The 22,045-nt window shown below is 64.1% G+C and carries 15 protein-coding genes and 1 tRNA gene; 5 read left to right on the top strand and 11 right to left on the bottom strand.

The window, feature by feature from the left end:
• Positions 1-254 precede the first annotated feature (254 nt).
• Positions 255-2,363, top strand: a complete 2,109-nt coding sequence (locus FVF58_RS01360) for a M3 family metallopeptidase (protein ID WP_149668153.1) — start codon at positions 255-257, stop codon at positions 2,361-2,363.
• 138 nt (positions 2,364-2,501) lie between these two features.
• On the opposite strand, the gene FVF58_RS01355 is transcribed toward FVF58_RS01360, so the two are convergent.
• On the bottom strand, positions 2,502-3,794 hold the full coding sequence (locus tag FVF58_RS01355; RefSeq protein WP_149668152.1) for an amidohydrolase family protein: 1,293 nt from the start codon (positions 3,792-3,794) through the stop codon (positions 2,502-2,504).
• 208 nt (positions 3,795-4,002) lie between these two features.
• Here FVF58_RS01355 and FVF58_RS01350 point away from each other — a divergent pair, with 208 nt between their 5' ends.
• Entirely contained in the window at positions 4,003-4,701 is a 699-nt protein-coding gene (locus FVF58_RS01350; RefSeq protein ID WP_149668151.1) for an aspartate/glutamate racemase family protein, read from the top strand.
• A 361-nt stretch (positions 4,702-5,062) separates the two neighbouring features.
• On the opposite strand, the gene FVF58_RS01345 is transcribed toward FVF58_RS01350, so the two are convergent.
• Both FVF58_RS01345 and FVF58_RS01340 read right to left on the bottom strand, forming a co-directional pair.
• Positions 5,063-5,139, bottom strand: a tRNA-Met gene (locus FVF58_RS01345).
• A 91-nt stretch (positions 5,140-5,230) separates the two neighbouring features.
• Positions 5,231-5,518, bottom strand: coding sequence for a hypothetical protein (locus FVF58_RS01340; protein WP_149668150.1), 288 nt, complete (start codon positions 5,516-5,518; stop codon positions 5,231-5,233).
• A 291-nt stretch (positions 5,519-5,809) separates the two neighbouring features.
• Here FVF58_RS01340 and xth point away from each other — a divergent pair, with 291 nt between their 5' ends.
• A complete protein-coding gene (gene xth / locus FVF58_RS01335; protein ID WP_149668149.1) occupies positions 5,810-6,586 on the top strand; it encodes an exodeoxyribonuclease III in 777 nt (258 codons plus the stop codon).
• Positions 6,587-6,653: 67 nt separating this feature from the next.
• Here xth and FVF58_RS01330 read toward each other — a convergent pair whose 3' ends face one another.
• The 4 genes from FVF58_RS01330 to glnA form a co-directional block, all read right to left on the bottom strand.
• A complete protein-coding gene (locus FVF58_RS01330; RefSeq protein ID WP_149668148.1) occupies positions 6,654-8,780 on the bottom strand; it encodes a prolyl oligopeptidase family serine peptidase in 2,127 nt (708 codons plus the stop codon).
• Between the two features lie 127 nt (positions 8,781-8,907).
• A complete protein-coding gene (gene ntrC, locus FVF58_RS01325) occupies positions 8,908-10,422 on the bottom strand; it encodes a nitrogen regulation protein NR(I) (RefSeq protein ID WP_149668147.1) in 1,515 nt (504 codons plus the stop codon).
• A 35-nt stretch (positions 10,423-10,457) separates the two neighbouring features.
• A complete protein-coding gene (gene glnL / locus FVF58_RS01320; protein WP_149668146.1) occupies positions 10,458-11,600 on the bottom strand; it encodes a nitrogen regulation protein NR(II) in 1,143 nt (380 codons plus the stop codon).
• Between the two features lie 190 nt (positions 11,601-11,790).
• A complete protein-coding gene (gene glnA / locus FVF58_RS01315; protein ID WP_149668145.1) occupies positions 11,791-13,206 on the bottom strand; it encodes a type I glutamate--ammonia ligase in 1,416 nt (471 codons plus the stop codon).
• A gap of 446 nt (positions 13,207-13,652) precedes the next feature.
• Here glnA and FVF58_RS01310 point away from each other — a divergent pair, with 446 nt between their 5' ends.
• Positions 13,653-14,117 (top strand): rhodanese-like domain-containing protein, encoded by a 465-nt coding sequence (locus tag FVF58_RS01310; protein ID WP_149668144.1) that lies wholly within the window; start codon positions 13,653-13,655, stop codon positions 14,115-14,117.
• 176 nt (positions 14,118-14,293) lie between these two features.
• Here the strand turns inward: FVF58_RS01310 and FVF58_RS01305 are convergent, their stop codons facing one another.
• The 4 genes from FVF58_RS01305 to FVF58_RS01290 form a co-directional block, all read right to left on the bottom strand.
• Positions 14,294-15,124: a competence/damage-inducible protein A gene (locus FVF58_RS01305; RefSeq protein ID WP_149668143.1), complete on the bottom strand. Its 831-nt coding sequence runs from the start codon at positions 15,122-15,124 to the stop codon at positions 14,294-14,296.
• A 19-nt stretch (positions 15,125-15,143) separates the two neighbouring features.
• Positions 15,144-15,977 (bottom strand): EI24 domain-containing protein, encoded by an 834-nt coding sequence (locus FVF58_RS01300; protein ID WP_149668142.1) that lies wholly within the window; start codon positions 15,975-15,977, stop codon positions 15,144-15,146.
• Positions 15,978-16,138: 161 nt separating this feature from the next.
• The gene (locus tag FVF58_RS01295) at positions 16,139-17,146 is read right to left on the bottom strand and encodes a sterol desaturase family protein (protein WP_149668141.1); all 1,008 of its coding nucleotides are present in this window, start codon (positions 17,144-17,146) and stop codon (positions 16,139-16,141) included.
• Positions 17,147-17,213: 67 nt separating this feature from the next.
• Positions 17,214-18,233 carry a YVTN family beta-propeller repeat protein gene (locus FVF58_RS01290; protein WP_149668140.1) on the bottom strand — a complete coding sequence of 340 codons (1,020 nt, stop codon included), beginning with the start codon at positions 18,231-18,233 and terminating at the stop codon, positions 17,214-17,216.
• Between the two features lie 609 nt (positions 18,234-18,842).
• Between FVF58_RS01290 and FVF58_RS01285 the strand changes: the two genes are divergently transcribed.
• Entirely contained in the window at positions 18,843-22,019 is a 3,177-nt protein-coding gene (locus tag FVF58_RS01285) for a YadA family autotransporter adhesin (RefSeq protein WP_149668139.1), read from the top strand.
• Positions 22,020-22,045 lie beyond the last annotated feature (26 nt).

Genomic DNA, 22,045 nt, shown 5'->3' with positions numbered 1-22,045 from the left:
GCTCGCCGCCCGTTGTCGTCCGCCTCCTCACAGGAACGCGATACGGCGGACGCCGCGTCGCTCGGCTCCCGCCACACGTCTGCCGTCACGCGCCATCCGCGCACCGTGCCCCGACATCTGATAATTTGTCTGCCGACGGATTGGAATCGGCGCGTCCCGCCCCAATAATGTCCGTATCGGGTGCCACAGGGCGTGATCGCGCGCGCCCGTCGATGCACCGATTACCCGTTCACCCGCGCCAGACAGGAAGCCTTATGTCCACTACCGCCTCGAATCACGACAATCCGCTCCTCGATTTCTCCGACCTGCCGCGCTTTGGCGAGATCCGCCCCGAACACGTGACCCCCGCCCTCGATGTGCTGCTCGCCGACGCGGCCGCCGCCGTCGAGCGCGCCGCGCTGCCGATCACGCCCGCGTCGTGGGCCGATGTGGTCGAGCCGGTCGAGCGCGCCACCGAACCGCTGTCGCGCGCATGGAGCGTGGTCGGCCACTTGAACGCGGTCGCCGATACGCCCGAGCTGCGCGCCGCGTACGGCGAGAACCTGCCGCGCGTCACCGAATTCTGGTCGAGCGTCGGCCAGAATCTCGCGTTGTACGAAAAGTACAAGGCGCTGAACGCGAGCAGCGACTTCGCGTCGCTGACCGGCGAGCGCAAGAAGATTCTCGGCAATGCGCTGCGCGATTTCCGTCTGTCCGGCGCCGAATTGCCGGAAGACCAGAAGCCGCATTTCGCCGAATTGCAGGAGCGCCAGGCGGCGCTGTCCAAAGCGTTCTCGGATCACGTGCTCGACTCGACCAATGCGTACGCTTACGTGGTCGAAGCCGGCGGCGAAGCGCAGCTGGCCGGCCTGCCCGAAGACGTGATCGAAGCCGCGAAGGAAGCGGCCGAACGCGAAGGCAAGACCGGCTACAAATTCACGCTGCATTTCCCGTCGTATTTCCCGGTGATGCAGTACTCGGAAAATCGTCCGATGCGCGAAGCGATGTACCGCGCGTACGTGACGCGCGCATCCGAGCTTGGGCCCCAGTACGGCAACGCCAAACCCGAGTGGGACAACACCGCGGTGCTCGCCGAGCAGTTGAAGCTGCGCGCCGAAGAAGCGCACATGCTTGGCTTCAACAACTTCGCGGAAGTGTCGCTCGCGCCGAAGATGGCCGAGTCGCCCGCGCAGGTCATGGCCTTCCTCGAAGACCTCGCGACGCGCGCGCGTCCGCACGCGGAGCTGGACTGGAAGGAGTTGCGCGAATTCGCTGCGAACGAACTCGGCATGAGCGATCTGCAACCGTGGGACATGACGTTCGCCGCCGAACGTCTGCGTCAGAAGCGCTATTCGTTCTCCGAGAACGAGGTCAAACAGTACTTCCCTGAAGACGCCGTGTTCAAGGGCCTCTTCAAGGTCACCGAAACGCTGTTCGGCGTGCGTATCCGTCGCGACGAAGCAACCGTGTGGCATCCGGACGTGCGCTTTTTCCGCGTCGAGAATCAGGACGGCGGCCTGGTCGCGCAGTTCTACCTCGACCTGTATGCGCGCGAAGGCAAACGCGGCGGCGCCTGGATGGACGATGCGCGCGGCCGTCACAAGCACACGCATGGCGGCGTGCAAACACCGGTTGCGTATCTGACCTGCAACTTCTCGGCGCCGGTCGGCGGCAAGCCCGCCTGCTTCACGCACGACGAAGTCATCACGCTGTTCCACGAATTCGGCCACGGCCTGCATCACATGCTCACGCGCGTCGATGAACTGGGCGTGTCGGGCATCAACGGCGTCGAATGGGACGCGGTCGAACTGCCGTCGCAATTCATGGAGAACTTCTGCTGGGAGTGGGACGTGCTGAGCGACATGACGTCGCACGTCGAAACCGCGAAACCGCTGCCGCGCGATCTGTTCGACAAGATGCTGGCCGCGAAGAACTTCCAGAGCGGCCTGGGCACGCTGCGCCAGATCGTGTTCTCGATGTTCGACATGCAACTGCATACCGGCTTCGACGCGAGCGGCACGAAGAACGCCATCGAACTCGCGAGCGAGATCAACGAGCGCTTCCACGTCGTGCCGCAAGCCTCGTTCTCGCGCTGGCCGAACACCTTCAGCCATATTTTCGCGGGCGGTTATGCGGCGGGCTACTACAGCTACAAGTGGGCGGAAGTGCTGTCCGCCGACGCCTACGCCGCATTCGAAGAAGCGGCGCAAGCCGCGAGCGGCAGCGTGCTCGATCAGGTGACCGGCATGCGGTATCGCAAGGAGATTCTGGAGGTGGGCGGCAGCCGACCGGCGATGGAATCGTTCAAGGCGTTCCGTGGGCGCGAGCCGAATATCGATGCGTTGTTGCGCCATAACGGTATGACGCCGGGCGCGGCGCATTGATCGCATAGAGCATCGGCCGGCGCGCTTTGCTTCGCGCGGTCGATGTCGATCTCGGCGTCTACAACAAACAAGCCGGCGACCTGCGTGAGCAGGCGCCGGCTTTTTTCATGCGCACACCAAGCCGCTACGCGGCAACCACTAACTGCGATGCAGTTTGAAGTCCACCTGCGCGGGACGCCCTTCAAGCGACAGCGCCGCGCGAGCGGCCGGCGCACGGCTCACCACCTTGCCACGGCTCACCACCGCGAGCCGCGCCGCGCGCAAGCGGATCGCTTCGACCGGATCGCGCGCGTCGAGCAGCACGAGATTGGCCGCGCATCCCGGCGCGACACCATAACCTTCGAGACCGAGAATCCGCGCGGCATTCACCGTGACCGCGTCGAAACACGCATGCATCCCGTCGACGCCCGTCATCTGCGCGACGTGCAAGCCCATGTGCGCGACTTCGAGCATGTCGCCTGAACCGAGGCTGTACCACGGGTCCATCACGCAGTCGTGGCCGAACGCGACGTTGATGCCGGCCGCCATCATCTCCGGCACGCGCGTCATGCCGCGCCGCTTCGGATACGTGTCGCTGCGTCCCTGCAGCGTGATGTTGATCAGCGGATTCGCGATCGCGGCGACGCCCGACTCGCGCATCAACGGCAGCAGCTTGCTGACATAGTAGTTGTCCATCGAATGCATCGACGTCAGATGCGAGCCGGTGACGCGCCCCTGCAAGCCGAGCCGTTGCGTTTCGGCCGCGAGCGTTTCGATGTGGCGCGACATGGGATCGTCCGATTCGTCGCAATGCATGTCGACGCGCAAGCCCTGCTCCGCTGCGTACTCGCACAGCAGGCGCACCGACTGCGCGCCATCGGCCATGGTGCGCTCGAAATGCGGAATGCCGCCGACCACGTCGACGCCCATCGCGATTGCCCGCTTGAGGTTCTCGAACGCGCCGGCGCTGCGCAACACACCGTCCTGCGGAAACGCGACTAGTTGCAGGTCGAGATACGGCGCGACCCGGCGTTTCACTTCGAGCAGCGCTTCGACCGCAAGCAAGCGCGGATCGCATACGTCGACGTGGCTGCGGATCGCCAGCAGGCCGCGCGCTACCGCCCAGTCGCAATACTGCAACGCGCGTTCGACGAGCGCCGCCTGGGTCAGATCGGGCTTCAGTTCGCCCCACAGCGCAATGCCTTCGAGCAGCGTGCCCGAAGCGTTCACACGCGGCAAGCCGTACGACAGCGTCGCGTCCATGTGGAAATGCGGATCGACGAACGGCGGCGTCACGAGCGAGCCGGCCGCGTCGATTTCTTTGGCCGCGCTCGCGGCCAGATTCGGCTCGACTGCGACGATGCGGCCCGCGTCGATGCCGATGTCGACCGGTTGTTTGTGCTGCGACGCGGCGCCAGGCGGCAGCATCGCGCGGCGGATGATCAACTCCATGTATCGCTCCCTTTGACCGCTTCCCGCTTTGGATGCGTACGATTCTATCGGCGCCAGAAAGCTCGTGCGGGGTTTTCTCGCGATGCCCGTACCGGCGCGCGGCGCGCAATCCGTACCGGCGGCGCGCGCCGCTGCGCGCCTATACTCGGCCTTCAGAGCGGTGGTGCCGGGTGGTCCGGATGCCGTCATCCGTACATGGAGCGGGCAGATGAAAACGATCGGCGTAATCGGCGGGATGAGCTGGGAGTCGTCCACCGAGTATTACAAACTCCTCAACCGGCATGCGAAGGCACGCCTCGGTGGTCATCACAACGCGCGCAGTCTGATGCTCACGGTCGACTTCGCGCCGATCGAGGCGAACCAGCGCGCGGGCGACTGGGCCGCGCTCGGTCAGCAGATGGCGGATGCCGCGCTTCAGCTCGAACGCGGCGGCGCCGATCTGGTGATGCTTGCGACCAACACGATGCATCGCGTGTACGAGTCGATCGAGCAGGCGATCAAGGTGCCGTTCCTGCATATCGCCGATCCGACCGGCGAGGCGCTGCGGGCAGCGGGTATCGAGCGGGTCGGCTTGCTCGGCACGCGCTATACGATGGAGCAGACGTTTTATACAGGACGTTTGCGTGAGCGCTATGGCCTGGAGACGCTGGTCCCCGATGAAGCCGGACGCGCGGACGTGCACCGCATCATTTACGACGAGCTGTGTCACGGCAACGTGATCGATGCGTCGCGTGCAGTGTATCGGCGCGTGATCGAAGCGCTGGCCGCGCGTGGTGCGCAAGCGGTGATTCTCGGCTGCACCGAAATCACGCTGCTGATCAAGCCGGAAGATTCGGTGCTGCCGGTGTTCGATACGACCGCGTTGCATGCGCAAGCGGCGGTCGAGTGGGCGATCGGGGCGCAGTGACGCAGATGTGCGTGCGGTTGATCGCACGCGCAATGCGAACACCGGGTCAGAAGCTACAAAGCCCGCATGGCTCGCGCCTGCGGGCTTTTACATGACGGTCGATCAGGTGTGAATCGCAACTTCGTTGACGAGTGGAAGGTCAACATCGCGGGTGGCATCCATCAAGTGCCGCGGTTGGAAAAGACGAACGCGCCGTGCTTCATCGCTGCATGGAGAAATTTATTTGTTTTTAAGGCTGCGCACACATCCTGGCGTCTAAATGCGGCGTTGTATGAACGTGCAGCCTGGCTCCGATCAGAGCGACCCTGAAAAGCAAAAAGCCTTGATTTCGGCTCGAAATCAAGGCTTTCTACGTAATGCTTGGTTGCGGGGGTAGGATTTGAACCTACGACCTTCGGGTTATGAGCCCGACGAGCTGCCAGACTGCTCCACCCCGCGTCAGAGAAAAAAGATTATATCGGGACGTAAGCAAAACGTCAAACCATTGCGCGAACTATTTCTCAATCGACGATGCGTACCGACGCGCGCATCAAAGATCCTCGACCGTCGCCCCTTCCACCTTGCCGTCGATAATATCCGCGCCGTACTGGCTCGCGCTGCGTTTCGCCACACCGAAATCGGAGATCGTGGCGTGTAGCGGCAGACGAAACACGCGGCTCGCCTTCGAACCGCTGATCGCACCCGGACGGCACACACGCACCGCGACATCGTAGCCTTCGGCAGAACGCTTATGACCGTCGAATTTGTCGAACGTCCGCGAAAACACTAGCGGATGCACTTCGAAGTCCTTATAAACGGATGGGTAAAGTTCGGCCATGATGACTCTCCAACTCGCAGGCATGCGAATGTGTATGTGATCCCACTATACGCTGCGGCATCGGCAGATCACGCTTTTATTTTCTCCCAACCACGGACGCAATTTCACAGCCCCCGCTCCCGCGCGATAAGATGCGAGGCTATCGAAACTGCCCGCGCATCGACCGCGCCAGCACCCGCGCCGGGGGTCGACTGCTGGTCGCCCCGAAGACGCGCGGCAAGCCGGGGCGCCCGATCGAAACGCCAGGGCGCGCCCCCATGAATCCTTGCCCAGCAAGACTGTGAGAATGTCATGAAAATCGCGACGTGGAACGTCAATTCCCTTAAAGTCCGCCAGCAACACGTGATCGACTGGCTCGAAACGAGCCGCGCCGACGTACTGTGTCTGCAGGAACTGAAGCTGCCCGACGAAAAATTTCCGCACGTCGAACTCGCGGAGAAAGGCTACCGCAGCTGGTATGCCGGTCAGAAAACCTATAACGGCGTCGGCATTCTCGTGCGCGACGGCCTGAACGTCGACGAAAGCAACATCGTGCGCAACATTCCGGGTTTCGAAGATCCGCAGCAGCGCGTGATCGCGGCAACCATCGAAGGTGTGCGCATCATCTGCGCGTACTTCCCGAACGGCCAGGCGCCGGGCACCGAGAAGTTCGCGTACAAGCTGCGCTGGCTCGCCGCGCTGCACGACTGGATTGCGAGCGAGATGGCGCTGCATCCGAAGCTCGCGCTGCTCGGCGACTACAACATCGCGCCGGAAGATCGCGACGTGCACGACCCGAAAGCGTGGGAAGGCCAGAACCTGGTGTCGCCCGAAGAACGCGCCGCGTTCGTGCAGCTGATCGGACTCGGCCTTCTCGATGCGTTCCGCCAGTTCGAGCAGCAGGACAAGATCTACTCGTGGTGGGACTACCGGATGATGGCGTTCCGCCGCAATGCGGGTCTGCGCATCGACCACATTCTGCTGTCGAAAGCGCTGGCCGACGTGTGTTCGTCCTGCGATATCGACAAGGTGCCGCGCAAATGGGACCAGCCATCGGACCACGCGCCGGTGGTCGCACAACTCGGCTGAGTCTTCGATTCAACGGTGCGAGGCGTGGCCTACGTGTCGCACCGCATGCGCGTACGGATGCGTGGGCTCACGCCGTTGCATCGACAGGCGTAGTGCCGCCCAACACGCTCCACAAGAACTCGAACACCATCGCATCATGCTCGGCCTGCTCCAGTTCATCGGAGCCGCCGTGCCCGCCTTCCGTGTTCTCCCGATACCAGACCTGTTGCGCGCCCAGCGCCTGCATGCGCGCGGCCATCTTGCGCGCGTGGCCGGGATGCACGCGGTCGTCGGCAGTCGAAGTGGTGAACAGCACGGGCGGATATGCAACGCCCGCCGACACGCAGTGATACGGCGAGTAAGCGGCGAGCGAGCGCGCGTCGGCGGGTTCGTCAGGGTCGCCATATTCGTCGATCCATGACGCACCCGCGTGCAACAGGTGATAGCGACTCATATCGAGCAAGGGCACCTCGCACACCACGGCGCCGAACAACTCAGGACGTTGCACCATGCAGGCCGCCACCAGCAAACCACCGTTGCTGCCACCCTGGATGCCGAGCTGCGCGGCGCTCGTCACGCCGCTACTGACGAGCGCTTCGGCTACCGCGATGAAGTCGTCGAAGGCCCTCTGGCGATGCTCGCCCTGTGCCGCCGTGTGCCACCGCGTGCCGAATTCGCCGCCGCCGCGAATATGCGCGACCACATACACGCCGCCACGTTCGAGCCAGCCGATGCCCTGCCCCGTCAGATAACTCGGCAGCAACGGGATCGCGAAGCCGCCATAGCCGCCGAGTAAGCAAGGACCAGCAGCGTGCGCCTGCGTGGACGACTGCGGGGCCCGCCGCGGCGCAATCACCGTGTACGGCACCTGCGTGCCATCCGCCGACACCGCATGTCCGCGCGTGACGGCAAAGCGCGTCGCGTCGAACTGGGTCGGCCAGCGGTCGATCAACTCCCACTCGCTCAGATCTGCGCGCGCGAGGTCGGCGAGCCAGTAGGCAGGCGGCTCCAGATAGTCATCCGTATCGACGAACACTTCGTCGTTCAGCGTCGGCTCGACGGGCGACACGTCGGCTTGCGCGTCGTCATGCGACGGAAACGCACGCTGCTGCCAATGCCACGCCTGATCCGCGCCTTGCGACGGCGTCCACAGCAAGGTCTTGCTACGCACGTCGTCGAGGTACGACACGATCAGGTGATTGCGCGTATGCGTCCACTCGCAGGCCGAGGTCAGCGGCGTCGGCGTGAAGAGCGGCACCACCTCGCGCTCACCTCGGAAAAACGCGGCTTCGCGGATCGCCAGCAATGCGCCGCCGGGATAGCGCACGCTGTCGCAGTGCCAGTCGAGACGCGGTTCGAGCAGCAGCCAGCCTTGCCAGCCGCCCACCGCGACGTGCGCCGGCACGTCGTACTGGCGCCATGCATCGACTGTGCCTTCGGCGCTATCGAGGTAGTACGTGTGCGAGTCGAAGAAATCGACACTGCTCACCACCGTATGCCGCCGCTCGACCGGATCGTAATGCGCTTCCACGCCGATATCGCCGAACGCGCCCCGGAACACCACCGGCGCGTCGGCCAGCGCCGTACCGCGCGTCCAGCGCCGCACCTCGCGCGGATATCCGGAGCGCGTCAGCGACTTACGGCCATTGTCCCAGCCGACGTAAAGCGTGTCCCGATCAATCCACGACGCCGTGTGCTTGCCCGCCTTCGCGATCACGAAGCCGTCGTCGACGAACCGTTGCGCGTCGATGTCGAACTCGCGCACCACCTGCGCATCCGAGCCGCCCGGCGACATCGTGATCAGCGCGCGATCGCCTTCCGGATAAAGAATGTCGAGTTCGACACATACCCACGGCGTGCCTTCGGCCGCGCCGAGCGCGTCGAAATCGAGCAGGTTCTGCCAGACCGGCGCGCCGCTGCGCCATGCCGCCCATGTCGTGCGCCGCCAGAGGCCTTTCGGATTACGTTCGTCCTGCCACAGATCGTAGGCCCAATCCATCCAGCGATCGGGAATCACCGGACGCTCGCGCGGCAGATACGCGTCGGCGAGCCGCTGCCGGAGCGTCTCGAACGACGCGCCGCTGCACCACGCTGCACGCGTACGCGCGTTCTGCCGCTCGACCCACGCGAGCGCGTCGGGGGCGTCGAGCGTTTCGAGCGCAAGAAAAGGATCGGGGGAAAGCGGCCAGGAGAAAGGAGCGGGAGAAGCGGGCATCGTCGGCTGTCGAATGGAAACAGCGTTGATTATGCCTTGTGGGCGCCCGAGGCCCGTTCAACCAACCGGCAACGGACCACAGGCCGAGGCCGCATACGCGCCGCCCCGGCCTGCATCGACACGGCAATCAGGGCTCGAGATTGAGCTCCTGGATCTTGCGTGTAATCGTATTGCGGCCGATGCCCAGACGCTCGGCCGCTTCGACCTTGCGCCCGCGCGTGAAGTCGAGCGCCTCGCGAATCACCGCCGCTTCGAAACGGCGTGCGAGTTCGTCCATCACGTCTGCCGCGTTTTCGCGCAGCATCCGCGCCACTTCGGTGCGCAGACCGCCCTCCCACGCGCTGACCGCCGTCGCGACTGCCATGCTCGCAGCGCCGGCCGGATGAACCGCGGCATTCGCGGCGTTGCCCGGCGCAACCCCGCCGAAGCCCTCGTCACCCGTGCCGGCTACCGCACCGCCGCTCGCGAGATCGTTGACACCGGCTTGCGCGGGAACGAGGTCCGGCGGCAAGTCCTTGCTCTCGATGGTCTGCGCGGGCGCCATCACGGTGAGCCAGTTGGCCAGGTTCTCCAGCTGACGCACGTTGCCCGGAAACGGCAGCGACGCGAGATACGCGAGCGCCTCTTCGGACACGCGCTTGGGCTCGACGCCGAGATCGCGCGCGCTCTTTTGCAGGAAGTGCCGCGTGAGCAGCGGAATGTCTTCGCTGCGTTCGCGCAACGCCGGCAAGCGCAAGCGGATGACGTTCAACCGGTGATACAAGTCCTCGCGAAACAGCCCCTGACGAACACGCGATTCGAGATTCTGGTGCGTCGCCGCGATCACGCGCACATTCGCGCGCAGCGGATTGTGACCGCCGACGCGATAGAACTGCCCGTCCGACAGCACCCGCAAAAGCCGGGTCTGCAGATCGAACGGCATGTCGCCGATTTCGTCGAGAAACAGCGTGCCGTTCTCGGCCTGCTCGAAACGGCCTTGGCGCATCGCCTGCGCGCCGGTGAACGCGCCGCGCTCATGGCCGAATAGTTCGGATTCCAACAGATCTTTCGGAATCGCGGCAGTGTTCAGTGCAATGAAAGGACCGTTCGCGCGTGGGCTATGTCGGTGCAACGCACGCGCGACCAGTTCCTTCCCGGTGCCTGATTCGCCGGTAATGAGCACGGTGGCCGCCGAATGCGACAGGCGGCCGATCGCGCGAAACATGTCCTGCATCGCCGGCGCCTGGCCGAGCATTTCGGGGGCTTCGGCAACGCGGTCGTCCCACGTCTGCTCACCGCGCATGCTTTCGTCCACCGCGCGGCGGATCAGTTCGACCGCCTTGTCGACGTCGAACGGTTTGGCGAGATACTCGAACGCCCCGCCCTGAAAGGCGGCGACCGCGCTATCCAGATCCGAGAACGCCGTCATGATAATGACGGGCAAGCCCGGCACCTTGTCGCGCACGGTTTGCAGCAGTTCGAGGCCGGAGCCTCCCGGCATCCTGATGTCGGACACCAGCACCTGCGGGCTTTCGTGTTCGAGCGCGGCCGAAGCCTCGCGGACGTTCGCGAAGCTGCGAGTCGCGAAGTTTTCGCGGGCGAGCGCTTTTTCGAGCACCCAGCGAATTGATTGATCGTCGTCTACTATCCAGATCGGCTTCATATGGGTCGGTCAGAAGTCTTGAGATGCGTTTGGGGTTAGCAGTCGAGCGGCAGCAAAATCTGAAACTCGGTGTGGCCGGGCCGGCTTTCCACTTCGATCAGGCCATCGTGCTGTTGCACGAAAGTCTGCGCGAGCGTCAGACCGAGACCGCTGCCGTCCTCGCGCCCCGACACGAGCGGATAGAAAATGCGGTCACGGATTTCCTCGGGAATGCCTGGGCCGTTGTCAACGATATGCAAGTCCAGTGCCAGCTTACATAAACGTTTCGACACGGTGATCTTGCGCGCGATGCGGGTGCGCAATTCGATCCGCGCATCGCCCTGCGAAATGCGTTCGCGCAACGCTTCGGCCGCATTGCGCACGATGTTCAGGAGCGCCTGGATCAGCTGCTCCTTGTCGCCGCGCAAGTCCGGCACGCTCACGTCGTAATCGCGCTCGATCGTGAGGCCGCGCGGAAACTCCGCGAGAATCACCTGGCGCACGCGTTCGCAGACCTCGTGAATATTCACGTCGCCGACGATATGCGGATGACGGTGCGGTTCGAGCAAGCGGTCGACCAGCGTTTGCAACCGGTCCGATTCCTTGATGATGACCTGCGTGTATTCGCGCAACTCGTCGCGCTGACGCTCGCCGAGTTCGAACTCGAGCAGTTGCGCCGCGCCGCGAATCCCGCCTAACGGATTCTTGATCTCGTGCGCGAGATTGCGGATCAGTTGCTTGTTGACCGCGGTGAGGTCGTTGATGCGCTCCTCGCGGTCGGAGCGCAAGTGCCGCTCGTTCTCGAACAGTTCGAGCAGCACGTAGTCCTGCGCGCTCTCCAGAAAGCCGACGATCGCATGCACATGCAGCGGTTCGTGGCCCGGACGCTCGAGCACGGCGTCCAGATGCGTCGCGTGAAAACGATGCGCGGCGATCGCCGTGATGGTCGCGACCAGTTCGTCCGCATTCGAAAAGATGTCGGGCCACGTCATCTGCGTCAGTTGCCGGCGCGACAATTCCAGCATCGACTCCGCCGACGGGTTCGCGAACGCGACGCGTAGCGTTCGCTTCTCCAGCACCAGCACGACGGTCGGCAACGTCTCGAAGCCCGGCAGCAAACCGGAACTCACGAGTTGCGCATCGTCCGACAGCGTCTGCTCGTGTCCCTTTCTTGCCTTGATCAGATTCTTGAGAACCATCTTGCAGTCTGGCCGATAGGAGATGGTGAAAAATCAGGTGTGCCGCTTTTTGTGTGTTGCTCACTGCCCGGACTTCGCGATGACTCGGCGCGGCCTAACGAAAAAGGGACGGCGCCGCCGTCCCTTCGTGACCGATCGCGAGCGTCGGGCAAAGCGCTTCGCCGGGTGAAGGGCGAAGCGCCATGGCCGCTTACAGCGAGTAGTACATTTCGAATTCGATCGGATGCACCGACTGACGATAGCGTTGCAGCTCGCCCGTCTTCAGTTCGATGTACGCGTCGAGCATCGAGTCCGTGAACACGCCGCCGCGCGTCAGGAATTCGCGGTCCGCGTCGAGCGAGTCCAGAGCCTGGTCGAGGCCGGCGCACACGGTCGGGATCTTTGCATCCTCTTCCGGCGGCAGGTCGTACAGGTTCTTGTCGGCGGCTTCGCCCGGGTGAATCTTGTTCTGCACGCCGTCCAGACCCGCCATCATCAGCGCGGAGAAGCACAGGTACGGATTCGCCAGCGGATCCGGGAAGCGCGTTTCGATACGGCGGCCCTTCGGGTTCGACACGTGCGGAATACGGATCGATGCCGAGCGGTTGCGAGCCGAGTAAGCCAGCTTGACCGGTGCTTCGAAGTGCGGCACGAGACGCTTGTACGAGTTCGTACCCGGGTTCGTGATCGCGTTCAGCGCGCGTGCATGCTTGATGATGCCGCCGATGTAGAACAACGCGAATTCCGACAGACCTGCGTAGCCATTGCCTGCGAACAGGTTCTGGCCGTCCTTCCAGATCGACTGGTGGACGTGCATGCCCGAACCGTTGTCGCCGACGACCGGCTTCGGCATGAACGTGGCCGTCTTGCCGTACGTGTGCGCGACGTTATGGATGATGTACTTCATCTGCTGCAGCCAGTCGGCGCGTTGCACCAGCGTCGAGAACTTGGTGCCGATTTCGTTCTGGCCCTGGCCCGCGACTTCGTGGTGGTGTACTTCGACCGGGATGCCGATCTGTTCGAGCAACAGGCACATTTCCGAACGGATGTCCTGGAACGTGTCGACCGGCGCTACCGGGAAGTAGCCGCCCTTCGTGCCGGGACGGTGACCGGTGTTGCCGCCTTCGAATTCCTTCGCCGACGACCACGGTGCTTCTTCCGAACCGATCTTGATGAAGCAGCCCGACTGGTCCGTGTTCCACTGGACCGAGTCGAAAATGAAGAATTCCGGTTCCGGACCGAAGAAGGCGGTGTCGCCCAGGCCCGTGCTCTTCAGGTACGCTTCAGCGCGCTTCGCGAGCGAGCGCGGGTCGCGTTCATAGCCCTTGCCGTCAGCCGGTTCGACGACGTCGCAGGTCAGCACGAGGGTCGATTCTTCATAGAACGGGTCGATGAAGGCCGTATTCGCGTCGGGGACCAACAACATGTCCGATGCTTCGATGCCCTTCCAGCCGGCAATCGACGAACCGTCAAACGCATGGCCGCTTTCGAACTTGTCTTCATCGAATGCCGACACCGGCACCGAAACGTGTTGCTCTTTGCCGCGCGTGTCGGTGAAACGGAAGTCGACAAACTTGACGTCTTCGTCTTTGACGAGTTGAACGACGTCGGCCACGGATTTACTCATAACCTATCTCCTGATTAACGAATTCGGCGGATTCAGCCGCCGCCCAATCTAGCTGACCCGTCCCGGCGCGTCCACCCTGAATCGGTGGAACTGGCAGAAAGTCTTGCCGGACAAGTCGATCGGAACCAATAAAGCAGCTTCTGTGCCACCCATGCGCCAAGCCGGCGCAAAACCTTGCTGTGCGCGCATTCGCGGGGAATCGGCGCACCGCCCCGGCATGCTACGCTGAAATCGGTTAATCCGTATTCGCACCACATTAGTGCGTTCGTCAGAACAAAGGCCACGCCGATCCTTGTTTTGGTGCATCTTTCCAAAAATGCACCATGAGTGAGCGCAAGGGCTGCAACAACGGGCACGATCGCCGCGTCGCTCCCCCTCGCGCCGCGTCACGCGTGGCTCGTGCGCCACGCGCTAGAATATTCATTTGGTCAAGGAGATTGACGCTCATGAGCACGCTCGAACAGCTGTACGCCCAGGCGGATGCTCGCCGCAACGAGAACCATCTGCCCTACGCGGGCGCGGTATCGCCCGCCGAAGCATTCGAACTGCTGCAACTCGACCCGCGCACGCGTCTGATCGACGTGCGCACGCGTGCCGAACTCGATTGGGTCGGCCGGCCGGTCATCGGCGACGGACAATACGCGCACGTGGAATGGACGCGTTATCCGGGCGCAGTGCCGAATCAGGAGTTCCTTGCGCAATTGAGTCAGGTGGCGTCGCACGATACGCCGGTGCTGTTTCTGTGCCGCAGCGCCGCGCGTTCGAAGCTCGCCGCCATCGCCGCCGCTCAAACCGGCTTCACGAAGGCGTATGACCTGCTGGAAGGTTTCGAAGGCGACAAGGACGGCCAGGGGCATCGGAAGACGGTGTCGGGATGGTGCTTTCGCGGCTTGCCGTGGATCGGCGCGTGAATGCACGCGGGCAGCAGGAAGCGGGCGATGCGGGGCTGCGGCGTGAGAGCCGCTGATCGGCCCTGCACTACCCGCATGCGTGGAAGCCGCGCGGTCTGGCTTCGCGCTCAATGACTGACCCACCGGCGGCGTCGAATGTGACAGGCCGATGATGCGGCCGGCGAATGCCTCGCCGATCAACCCTTCTGCTTCGCCGCCGGCGACTCCGGCTCGACGATATCGCCGCCTAGCAGATGCACACCCTCCCGCAGTTTCACGAAGGCAGCAGCCACCGCTTCCGGCTCGCCCTTCACCCCGAGGTCGATGTGATGCCGCGCATACAGCGCGCCGCGCGCCGCATCGCCGACGCTCGGCAGACTGAACACCCGCACGCCCGGAAAATCGCGCTCGATTTTCTCCATCAGCGGCGTCAGGCGCGATTCGGGCAACTCGAACACCAGCAGCGACTTCTCCGCATGCGGCATCGCGTGATGCAGGTGAGTGTAGTGCGTATCCAGCACCCATTCGATCATCGGCCACGCCATCACCGGGAAGCCCGGGACGAAATGGTGATGCCTGATCGAGAAGCCGGGAATCTTGTTGTAACCGTTCGGAACGATCGACGCGCCCTGCGGGTACGTGCCCATATTCAGGCGATGCCGGTTTTCGGGCGAATCCAGATCGAGCGGCGTCGCGGCATTGGCCGGATACATGTCGCGGATGCGCTCCTGAATCAGCTTCGCGGCCTCCGGATGCAATTCCAGCGGCACGCCGAGCGCGGCCGCCGCGCATTGGCGCGTGTGGTCGTCCGGCGTGGCGCCGATGCCGCCCGTGGAGAACACGATGTCGCCCGACGCGAACGTGCGCCTCAGCGTCGCCGTGATGCGCTCGGGGTCGTCGCCGATGTACTCCGCCCAGCTGAGCGACAGCCCGCGCGCGCCCAGCAACTCGATGAGCTTCGGCAGATGCTTGTCGACACGCCTGCCCGACAGGATTTCATCGCCGATGATGATGACGCCAAATGCCATTGCCGCCTCTTTCGTTTGATCAATAGGGAACCGGCGCCGGGTGACGCACGCGGCCGTGCGCTTCGGTCCGCATGCGTTGCAGCGCGCGCAAGCAGTAGTAGCCGAACCACAGCGCCGAAAACACGAGGATGAACGAATAAATCCAGATCGTCACCGCGGTGATCACCGGAAACAGCACGATCAGCCAGACCGACGACGCCCACAGCAGCGTCGGCAGCGAACCCAGCAGGCCGCTGGCGATGCCGATCAGCAGCAGCGGCAGCCGGAAGCGGCGCACCAGCGCACGCCGCTCGTCGCGCGACGCGTGCAGCGCGAGCGCGTCGTAGCTCATCACGCGATAGGTCAGCCAGCCCCACAGCAGCGGGGGAATCAGCGCGAAGAACGGCGGCACCAGCCACAGCGGCAGCGTGACGATCAGCAGCACCAGACACACCAACGTGGTCCACAACGCCTGGCTGAGGCTACCGTACCACGTTCCGCCGCGGCGCATTTCGAGGCCCGGGAATTGCCGCGCGGCGAGGAAGCGGATCACCGCGGGCATCGACAGCGTGGCGATCAGCAGCAGCACCGTGACGACGATCAGCGGAATCGCCATCGCAATCACGATGAACGGCGCGATCACCGCATGCAGCGCCGAAAAACCCAGCCAGTCGAACAGATGATAAAGCGTGGTCGTGAACGACCAGCTATCGAGCCATAGCCGCGTGCCGCCGATCAGCGTCTGCCAGGAGAACCACAGAATCACGCCCCATCCGACCGTCGCCAGGATAAATGGCTTGAAGGTCAGCCAGAGCATGCGCGGGTGGAGCGCGCTGGCGAGCGCGCGCCCGAACGAGCGCAACAGATCATTCATGCGAGCCGGTGCCGGTGAACGAAACGATGGAATAAAGGGAAACGCGCAACGAACCGGCCAACGGGCCACGCGCGTGCGCGCAAACGTGAACAGGATAAACCACGCGACCCGCCGCCGGGGAAACCGCCGGCGTGGGAAGAAAGGCGCTCAGATGAGGACGCTCAAACGGCGGCGGCGTCGTTGCTTTCGGTGGTTGCGGCGCGGCGTTTCGGCGAAAGCCGCCCGGCGATGCGCACGAACGCGAGCCAGTGCTGCGCCCAGAATCCGTCGCCATAGCGCCGGCCTTCCAGCTGATCGCCGATGCCGGTCGGCTCCATGTCGCGGCTCCAGGACGCGCTGCGAAACAGCATGTCCCACCACGGAAACAGCACGCCGAAGTTGCAGCCGTACTTCAGCCCTTGGTGGCCGTAGCCGATTGCATGATGACGGCGATGGAACGTCGGACTGACCAGCAGCCGCTCGCCGAGCCAGCCGAAGTACAGGCGGATGTTCGCGTGCTGCACGCTCTGCGCAAGATTCGTAATCGCGACCAGCACGACGAACTGCGACGGCGGCACGCCGATCACCAGCGCGATCACCGCGAAGAACGACGCCTGCAGCAGGTCGTCGAGAAGATGGTTGCGGTCGTCGGCCCACAGCGACATCTGCTGCTGGCTGTGATGCACCGCGTGCAGTTCCCACCACACGCCGATCCGGTGTTCCCAGCGGTGATACCAGTAGCCGGCGAAGTCGAGCACCAGCAGATACATCACGAACGTGACGAGCGGCTGCGTGGTGACGCCGGGCCACAGATTGTCGAACTCGATATTCGAAATGTTGTGCAGCCGCAGCCACGCCTGCACGCTGTCGAAGAACGGCTGCAGCGCGAAGAAGAAGAACAGGTTGAGAATGCCGAGCTTGGCGATCCAGGTGTAAAGCACGTCGATGCGCACCGCCTTGCGGCTCTCCCACCGCTCCACCGGGCGCAGCGCTTCGAGCGGACGCAGGACCGCGTACATCGCCAGCACTTCGAAGACGCCCACGATCACCCAGTACAGGCTGTCGTAGGTGTCTTCGTCGTAGTCCATCAGGTCGAAGCGGAACAGCAGCGGCTGCACCACGTCGACGTAGAGCAGCGTCTGCACGGCTGAAACAAAGCTGTCGAGCGAAGAAAAAATCAGATGGAACATGCTGGTCTGGTTACTTCATCCGTCATGGCTCGGCTGGGTGCGGCATTGCTGCCGCGCGACTGCCCCGCTACGCGCCGTTCGGCGCCGTGACCGGCGCGCGATTGAAGAAATAGATGCCGTGCGGCGAACGGCCAACGGCAATCGTCTGGATCAGCTTGCGCGTGTTCAGGTCGATGATGCCGACATGCTTCGCGAAGCGGAACGTCACCCACAGATACCGTTTGTCCGCGGAAAGTTCCATGTCGTCGGGCCCCGGCATCAAACCGGTGATGTCGCCGACGTTCGTCAGCGTGTCTTCGTCGATGATGCTGATGGTGCTCGCCACGCGGTTCGACACCGCCACATGCTTGCCGTCGGCCAGCGAGCGGAAGTTGTGCGCGCCCTTGCCCGTCGGAATGGTCTTGACGATCTTCTGGTAGCGCCAGTCGACCACGGCGACATAATCCGCGCCGGTCATGCCGACCAGCAGGTATTTCTCACCCGGCGTCATCCATAGGCCCGCCGGCACCTTGCCGACCTTCATCTTCCACTTCACGGTTTGCGTGGGTAGATCGATCGCGGCCAGTTCGCCCGACACCTGCAGCGTCACGAACACCGTCTTGCTGTCAGTCGTGAAAGCCATGTGGCTCGGCATGACCGCGAGCGGCAAACGCGAGGCCAGCGTCATCTGGTTCTTCTGGCCGTCGTAGTGATAGATGTCGAGACGGTCGAGGCGCAGGCCGGTGGTGACGAGCCACTTGCGGTCCGGCGAAAAGCCGATCTGATACGGGTCTTCGATGTTCTCGACCCAGCGCTGCACCTGGCCCGACTTCGGATCGACGAACATCAGGTTGTTCGACACCGAGTTGGCGACGATCAGCGATGAGTTGTCCGGCGTGGCCATCAGGTGATGCGGTTCCTTGCCCGTCGGGACCGTGCCGACGACCTGGCGGCTGGTCTCGTCGATCAGGCTCAGCGTGGCTTCGCCGGAATTGAGCACGATCACGTCATTGGCGTGGGCCGCCGGAGAAAAGAAGCCCGCAGCGGCGACCAGCGCTGCGCTTGCGGCGACCGTGGCAGTCAAGCCGGGAAGAAAAAATTTACGCATGAAAACTCGCTTCGGAGAACAACCGTCATTGTAGAACGTTTGCCCGCGCCAGCGGTTGACGCAGGTCGATGTGCAGCGCGCTGAATATGAAGGGCACGATGAGGTGCGGCGGCATGCCGGGGCGGGCGGGCAAGCGCGTCGCTCGCGCCATCTTTTTCCAGCGCATGGGAAAACCGGAAGTTTCAGGTTTTCAGCTCGGCATCAGTCGCGACCTATGCCATTTGGCCAAATATTAAAAAACTCACAGAGTTCGCCAAATAGGTATAAGAGAAAATCGGAATATTCTTTAATCCATCTAACCACCAAGAAATAAAGCCGGCTCTATAAAGACAGTTTATCTATCTCACCGATTTAAGATTTCGCTGATATCGAAATTGCGCCACCGGCTCGGATAATTCAACACCCATCGCCTTGGCGCTCGCCGCTTTTGACCGGTTGACGTGTCGCGGGCATTTCGGACGTGCAACAGGCATAAACGCACTGTTCCGGAAAGTGCCGCAACCGTTTGGCATTTTTTCGCGATTTTATCGGGGCGATGCATTCCGGCCGGTCATCGCGAATCACGCACTGCCCAAAGCGCACACAAATAATCAGGGAGGCTCTGACACAATGAATCAAAATTCTTCAATCTGGCAAGGAGCAACGCATACCTCGCTCACAGCGTCCGGACCGGCAAGATTCGGCGGGAATCGCGCGGCGGCGCGAAAAAAAGCCATCGCGCAGGCTGTGCTGACCGCGACGGCTTTCGCGGGTGGCGTCCCGGCGGTCGCGGCGGGCGTCGGCTCCGTAGGATCAGGCGTGGGCGCCGATCCATCCGGCAACTACTCGATCGCGATAGGCGAGCCCGCGGCCGCGCAGGGCGACAACTCCATTGCGGTCGGCACGCAAGCCGCCACGCAAGGTGACGGCGCGATCGCCGTGGGCCTGAACGCCAATGCGCAAGCGGCAGGCGCCAGCGCGCTCGGCCAGAACGCTCGCGCGCTCGGTGCAGGCGCCGTAGCGACGGGGTTGAATGCAAATGCAGTCGGCGACGCCACCACCGCGGTAGGCATGAACGCCAATGTGCAGAACGAACGTGCAACCGCGCTCGGCATGACGGCCACTGCGCTCGGCCTCGACTCCATCGCGGCGGGCTCGGGCGCGCTCACAGCTGACGCCGCCGCGGCCGCGTTTGGCTCGCTGGCGAGCGCTACCGGCACCGGCTCAACCGCAGTCGGCTATCACGCGCAAACCAGCGGCGACGCGGCCTTCGCGGGCGGTATGTCGGCGCGGGCGGCGGGCGAGTACGGCGTCGCGCTCGGCACTGAGGCGGCAGTCGACGGCGCAGGCGGCGTCGCGCTCGGCGCGTTTGCGCAGACGACCGGCGTCAATGCGAGCGCGCTGGGCTTCGGGGCGGTCGCGGCGGACTCCGGCGCCGTCGCGCTCGGCCATAACGCGAACGCGAGCGCCGCCAACAGCGTCGCATTAGGCGCGGACTCCGCGACGACAGCCGATCTGAATCAGCGCGCTTTCGTCCCGTCCGGCCTCGACGCGACTCTGATCGCGGCGCCGGACCCCACGGGGGAGGTGTCGCTCGGCTCCGCGCACCACGAGCGCCGCCTGACCAACCTCGCAGCGGGCGCCGAGTCGACTGACGCCGTCAACGTGAGCCAGCTGCGGGCGGTCGACGGCAAGGTCGATGCGATAGCCCGAAGTGGTACTCAGCGTTACTTCAAGGCCAACGCAGACACTGCCGACGTGGACGCAGACGCGAGCGGCGTGCAGGCGCTCGCGGCAGGCGTCGGCGCAAGCGCAGCCGGTGCTGATGCGACCGCAGTCGGCGCGGGCGCGCATGCCAGCGCAACCGGGTCGGCAGCGCTCGGCGCAGGTGCCGTGGCAAACGCGTCGAATGCCACGTCGATCGGCGTATTGGCCACAGCCGGCGGTTTAAACGCGACAGCCATTGGCGTGTACTCGGCCGTGGGCGGCGACGGCAGCATCGCGCTCGGTTACAGCGCGTCGGCGAGCGCGGACAACGCGGTTGCACTCGGCCCGAACTCCCAGGCCGACCGCGCGAACACGGTGTCGGTGGGCTCCGGCGGCAATGAACGCCAGATTGTGAACGTCGCCGCAGGTACTGCCGATACCGACGCGGTCAACGTGGCCCAGTTGAATACGGTGAGTGACCAGGGCGCGGCCACCGCCGCCAGGCTCGATGGCGCAGTCATGTATGACCAGAACCCCGATGGCAGTGTCAACCGCAACAGCGTCACGCTCGGTGGCAGCGCTGCGGGCGGCGGCGCCGTCCTCCACAACGTCGCCGCCGGCACCGCCGATACCGACGCGGTCAACGTGGCCCAGTTGAATACGGTGAGTGACCAGGGTGCGGCCACCGCCGCCAGGCTCGATGGCGCAGTCATGTATGACCAGAACCCCGATGGCAGTGTCAACCGCAACAGCGTCACGCTCGGTGGCGGCGCTGCGGGCGCCGGCGCCGTCCTCCACAACGTCGCCGCCGGCACCGCCGACACCGACGCGGTCAACGTCGCCCAGTTGAATACGGTGAGTGACCAGAGCGCGGCCACCGCCGCCAGGCTCGATGGTGCGGTCATGTATGACCAGAACCCCGATGGCAGCATCAACCGCAACAGCATCACACTCGGTGGCAGCGCTGCGAACGGCGGCGCCGTCATCCACAACGTCGCTGCCGGCACCGCCGATACCGACGCGGTCAACGTCGCCCAGTTGAATACGGTAAGCGGCCAGAGCGCAGCCACCGCCGCCAGGCTCGATAGTGCGGTCATGTACGACCAGAACCCCGATGGCAGCATCAACCGCAACAGCATCACACTCGGTGGCGGCGCTGCGGGCGGCGGCGCCGTCCTCCACAACGTCGCCGCCGGTACCGCGGATACCGATGCGGTCAACGTCGCCCAGTTGAAAACGGTCAGTGACCAGGGCGCGGCCATCGCCGCGAAGCTCGATGGCGCAGTCATGTATGACCCGAACCCCGATGGCAGCATCAACCGCAACAGCATCACACTCGGCGGCGGCGCTACAAGCGGCGGCGCCGTCCTCCACAATATCGCCGACGGCGTGGACGCATCCGACGCGGTCAATCTCGGCCAACTGAAGGCGGCCGTCAACGGCGCGGTCGGCAACGCGATGATCAACGCGGCGAACCCGTTCATCAGCGTGGCAGGCGATCGCGATACGGAGGGCGCGTTTTCGTCGGGTACGCACTCGGTCGCGGCAGGTGCGAACGCGCGGGCGACGGGCGTGAACGCGGTTGCCGCCGGCGCAAATGCGACGGCCGGGGGCAACAATGCGACCGCGCTCGGCGCGGCGGCGAACGCGAGCGCGGACAGTTCGGTCGCGTTGGGCCATGGCTCGGTCGCGGACCGGGCGAATACGGTATCGGTCGGCGTCACCGGCCAGGAACGTCAGATCACCAACGTCGCAGCCGGCACGCAATCCACCGACGCAGCCAATGTCGGTCAGTTGCAGCAGAGCATGGACGGCGCGGTCGGCCAGGCTAAGCGCTATACCGACGACCAGATCCGCACGGTCCGTCGCGATGGATATGGTGGCACGGCGTCCGCGTTGGCGATGGCGGGTTTGCCGCAGGCGATTCTGCCGGGTCGCGGCATGATCGCGATGGCTGGCGGCACGTATGGCGGCCAGTCGGCTTTGGCGATCGGCGTGTCGCAGTTGTCCGATACGGGCAAGTGGGCCTACAAGCTGCAAGGCACCACTGACTCGCGCGGTCAGTTCGGCGCGTCGATCGGCGCGGGAGTTCACTGGTGAGCTAAAGACGCGGGACTCGTATGCCG

This window comes from Paraburkholderia panacisoli (genome assembly GCF_008369935.1).
Taxonomy (GTDB): domain Bacteria; phylum Pseudomonadota; class Gammaproteobacteria; order Burkholderiales; family Burkholderiaceae; genus Paraburkholderia; species Paraburkholderia panacisoli.
Note: the sequence above shows the minus strand (reverse complement) of the source record. Positions and strands in the feature narration are given on the sequence as shown.

Excerpts from the sequence above, each read along its gene's own strand:
- FVF58_RS01360 (WP_149668153.1), top strand. The coding sequence starts at position 255 with ATGTCCACTACCGCCTCGAATCACGACAATCCGCTCCTCGATTTCTCC.
- FVF58_RS01355 (WP_149668152.1), bottom strand. The coding sequence starts at position 3,794 with ATGGAGTTGATCATCCGCCGCGCGATGCTGCCGCCTGGCGCCGCGTCG.
- FVF58_RS01350 (WP_149668151.1), top strand. The coding sequence starts at position 4,003 with ATGAAAACGATCGGCGTAATCGGCGGGATGAGCTGGGAGTCGTCCACC.
- FVF58_RS01340 (WP_149668150.1), bottom strand. The coding sequence starts at position 5,518 with ATGGCCGAACTTTACCCATCCGTTTATAAGGACTTCGAAGTGCATCCG.
- xth (WP_149668149.1), top strand. The coding sequence starts at position 5,810 with ATGAAAATCGCGACGTGGAACGTCAATTCCCTTAAAGTCCGCCAGCAA.
- FVF58_RS01330 (WP_149668148.1), bottom strand. The coding sequence starts at position 8,780 with ATGCCCGCTTCTCCCGCTCCTTTCTCCTGGCCGCTTTCCCCCGATCCT.
- ntrC (WP_149668147.1), bottom strand. The coding sequence starts at position 10,422 with ATGAAGCCGATCTGGATAGTAGACGACGATCAATCAATTCGCTGGGTG.
- glnL (WP_149668146.1), bottom strand. The coding sequence starts at position 11,600 with ATGGTTCTCAAGAATCTGATCAAGGCAAGAAAGGGACACGAGCAGACG.
- glnA (WP_149668145.1), bottom strand. The coding sequence starts at position 13,206 with ATGAGTAAATCCGTGGCCGACGTCGTTCAACTCGTCAAAGACGAAGAC.
- FVF58_RS01310 (WP_149668144.1), top strand. The coding sequence starts at position 13,653 with ATGAGCACGCTCGAACAGCTGTACGCCCAGGCGGATGCTCGCCGCAAC.
- FVF58_RS01305 (WP_149668143.1), bottom strand. The coding sequence starts at position 15,124 with ATGGCATTTGGCGTCATCATCATCGGCGATGAAATCCTGTCGGGCAGG.
- FVF58_RS01300 (WP_149668142.1), bottom strand. The coding sequence starts at position 15,977 with ATGAATGATCTGTTGCGCTCGTTCGGGCGCGCGCTCGCCAGCGCGCTC.
- FVF58_RS01295 (WP_149668141.1), bottom strand. The coding sequence starts at position 17,146 with ATGTTCCATCTGATTTTTTCTTCGCTCGACAGCTTTGTTTCAGCCGTG.
- FVF58_RS01290 (WP_149668140.1), bottom strand. The coding sequence starts at position 18,233 with ATGCGTAAATTTTTTCTTCCCGGCTTGACTGCCACGGTCGCCGCAAGC.
- FVF58_RS01285 (WP_149668139.1), top strand. The coding sequence starts at position 18,843 with ATGAATCAAAATTCTTCAATCTGGCAAGGAGCAACGCATACCTCGCTC.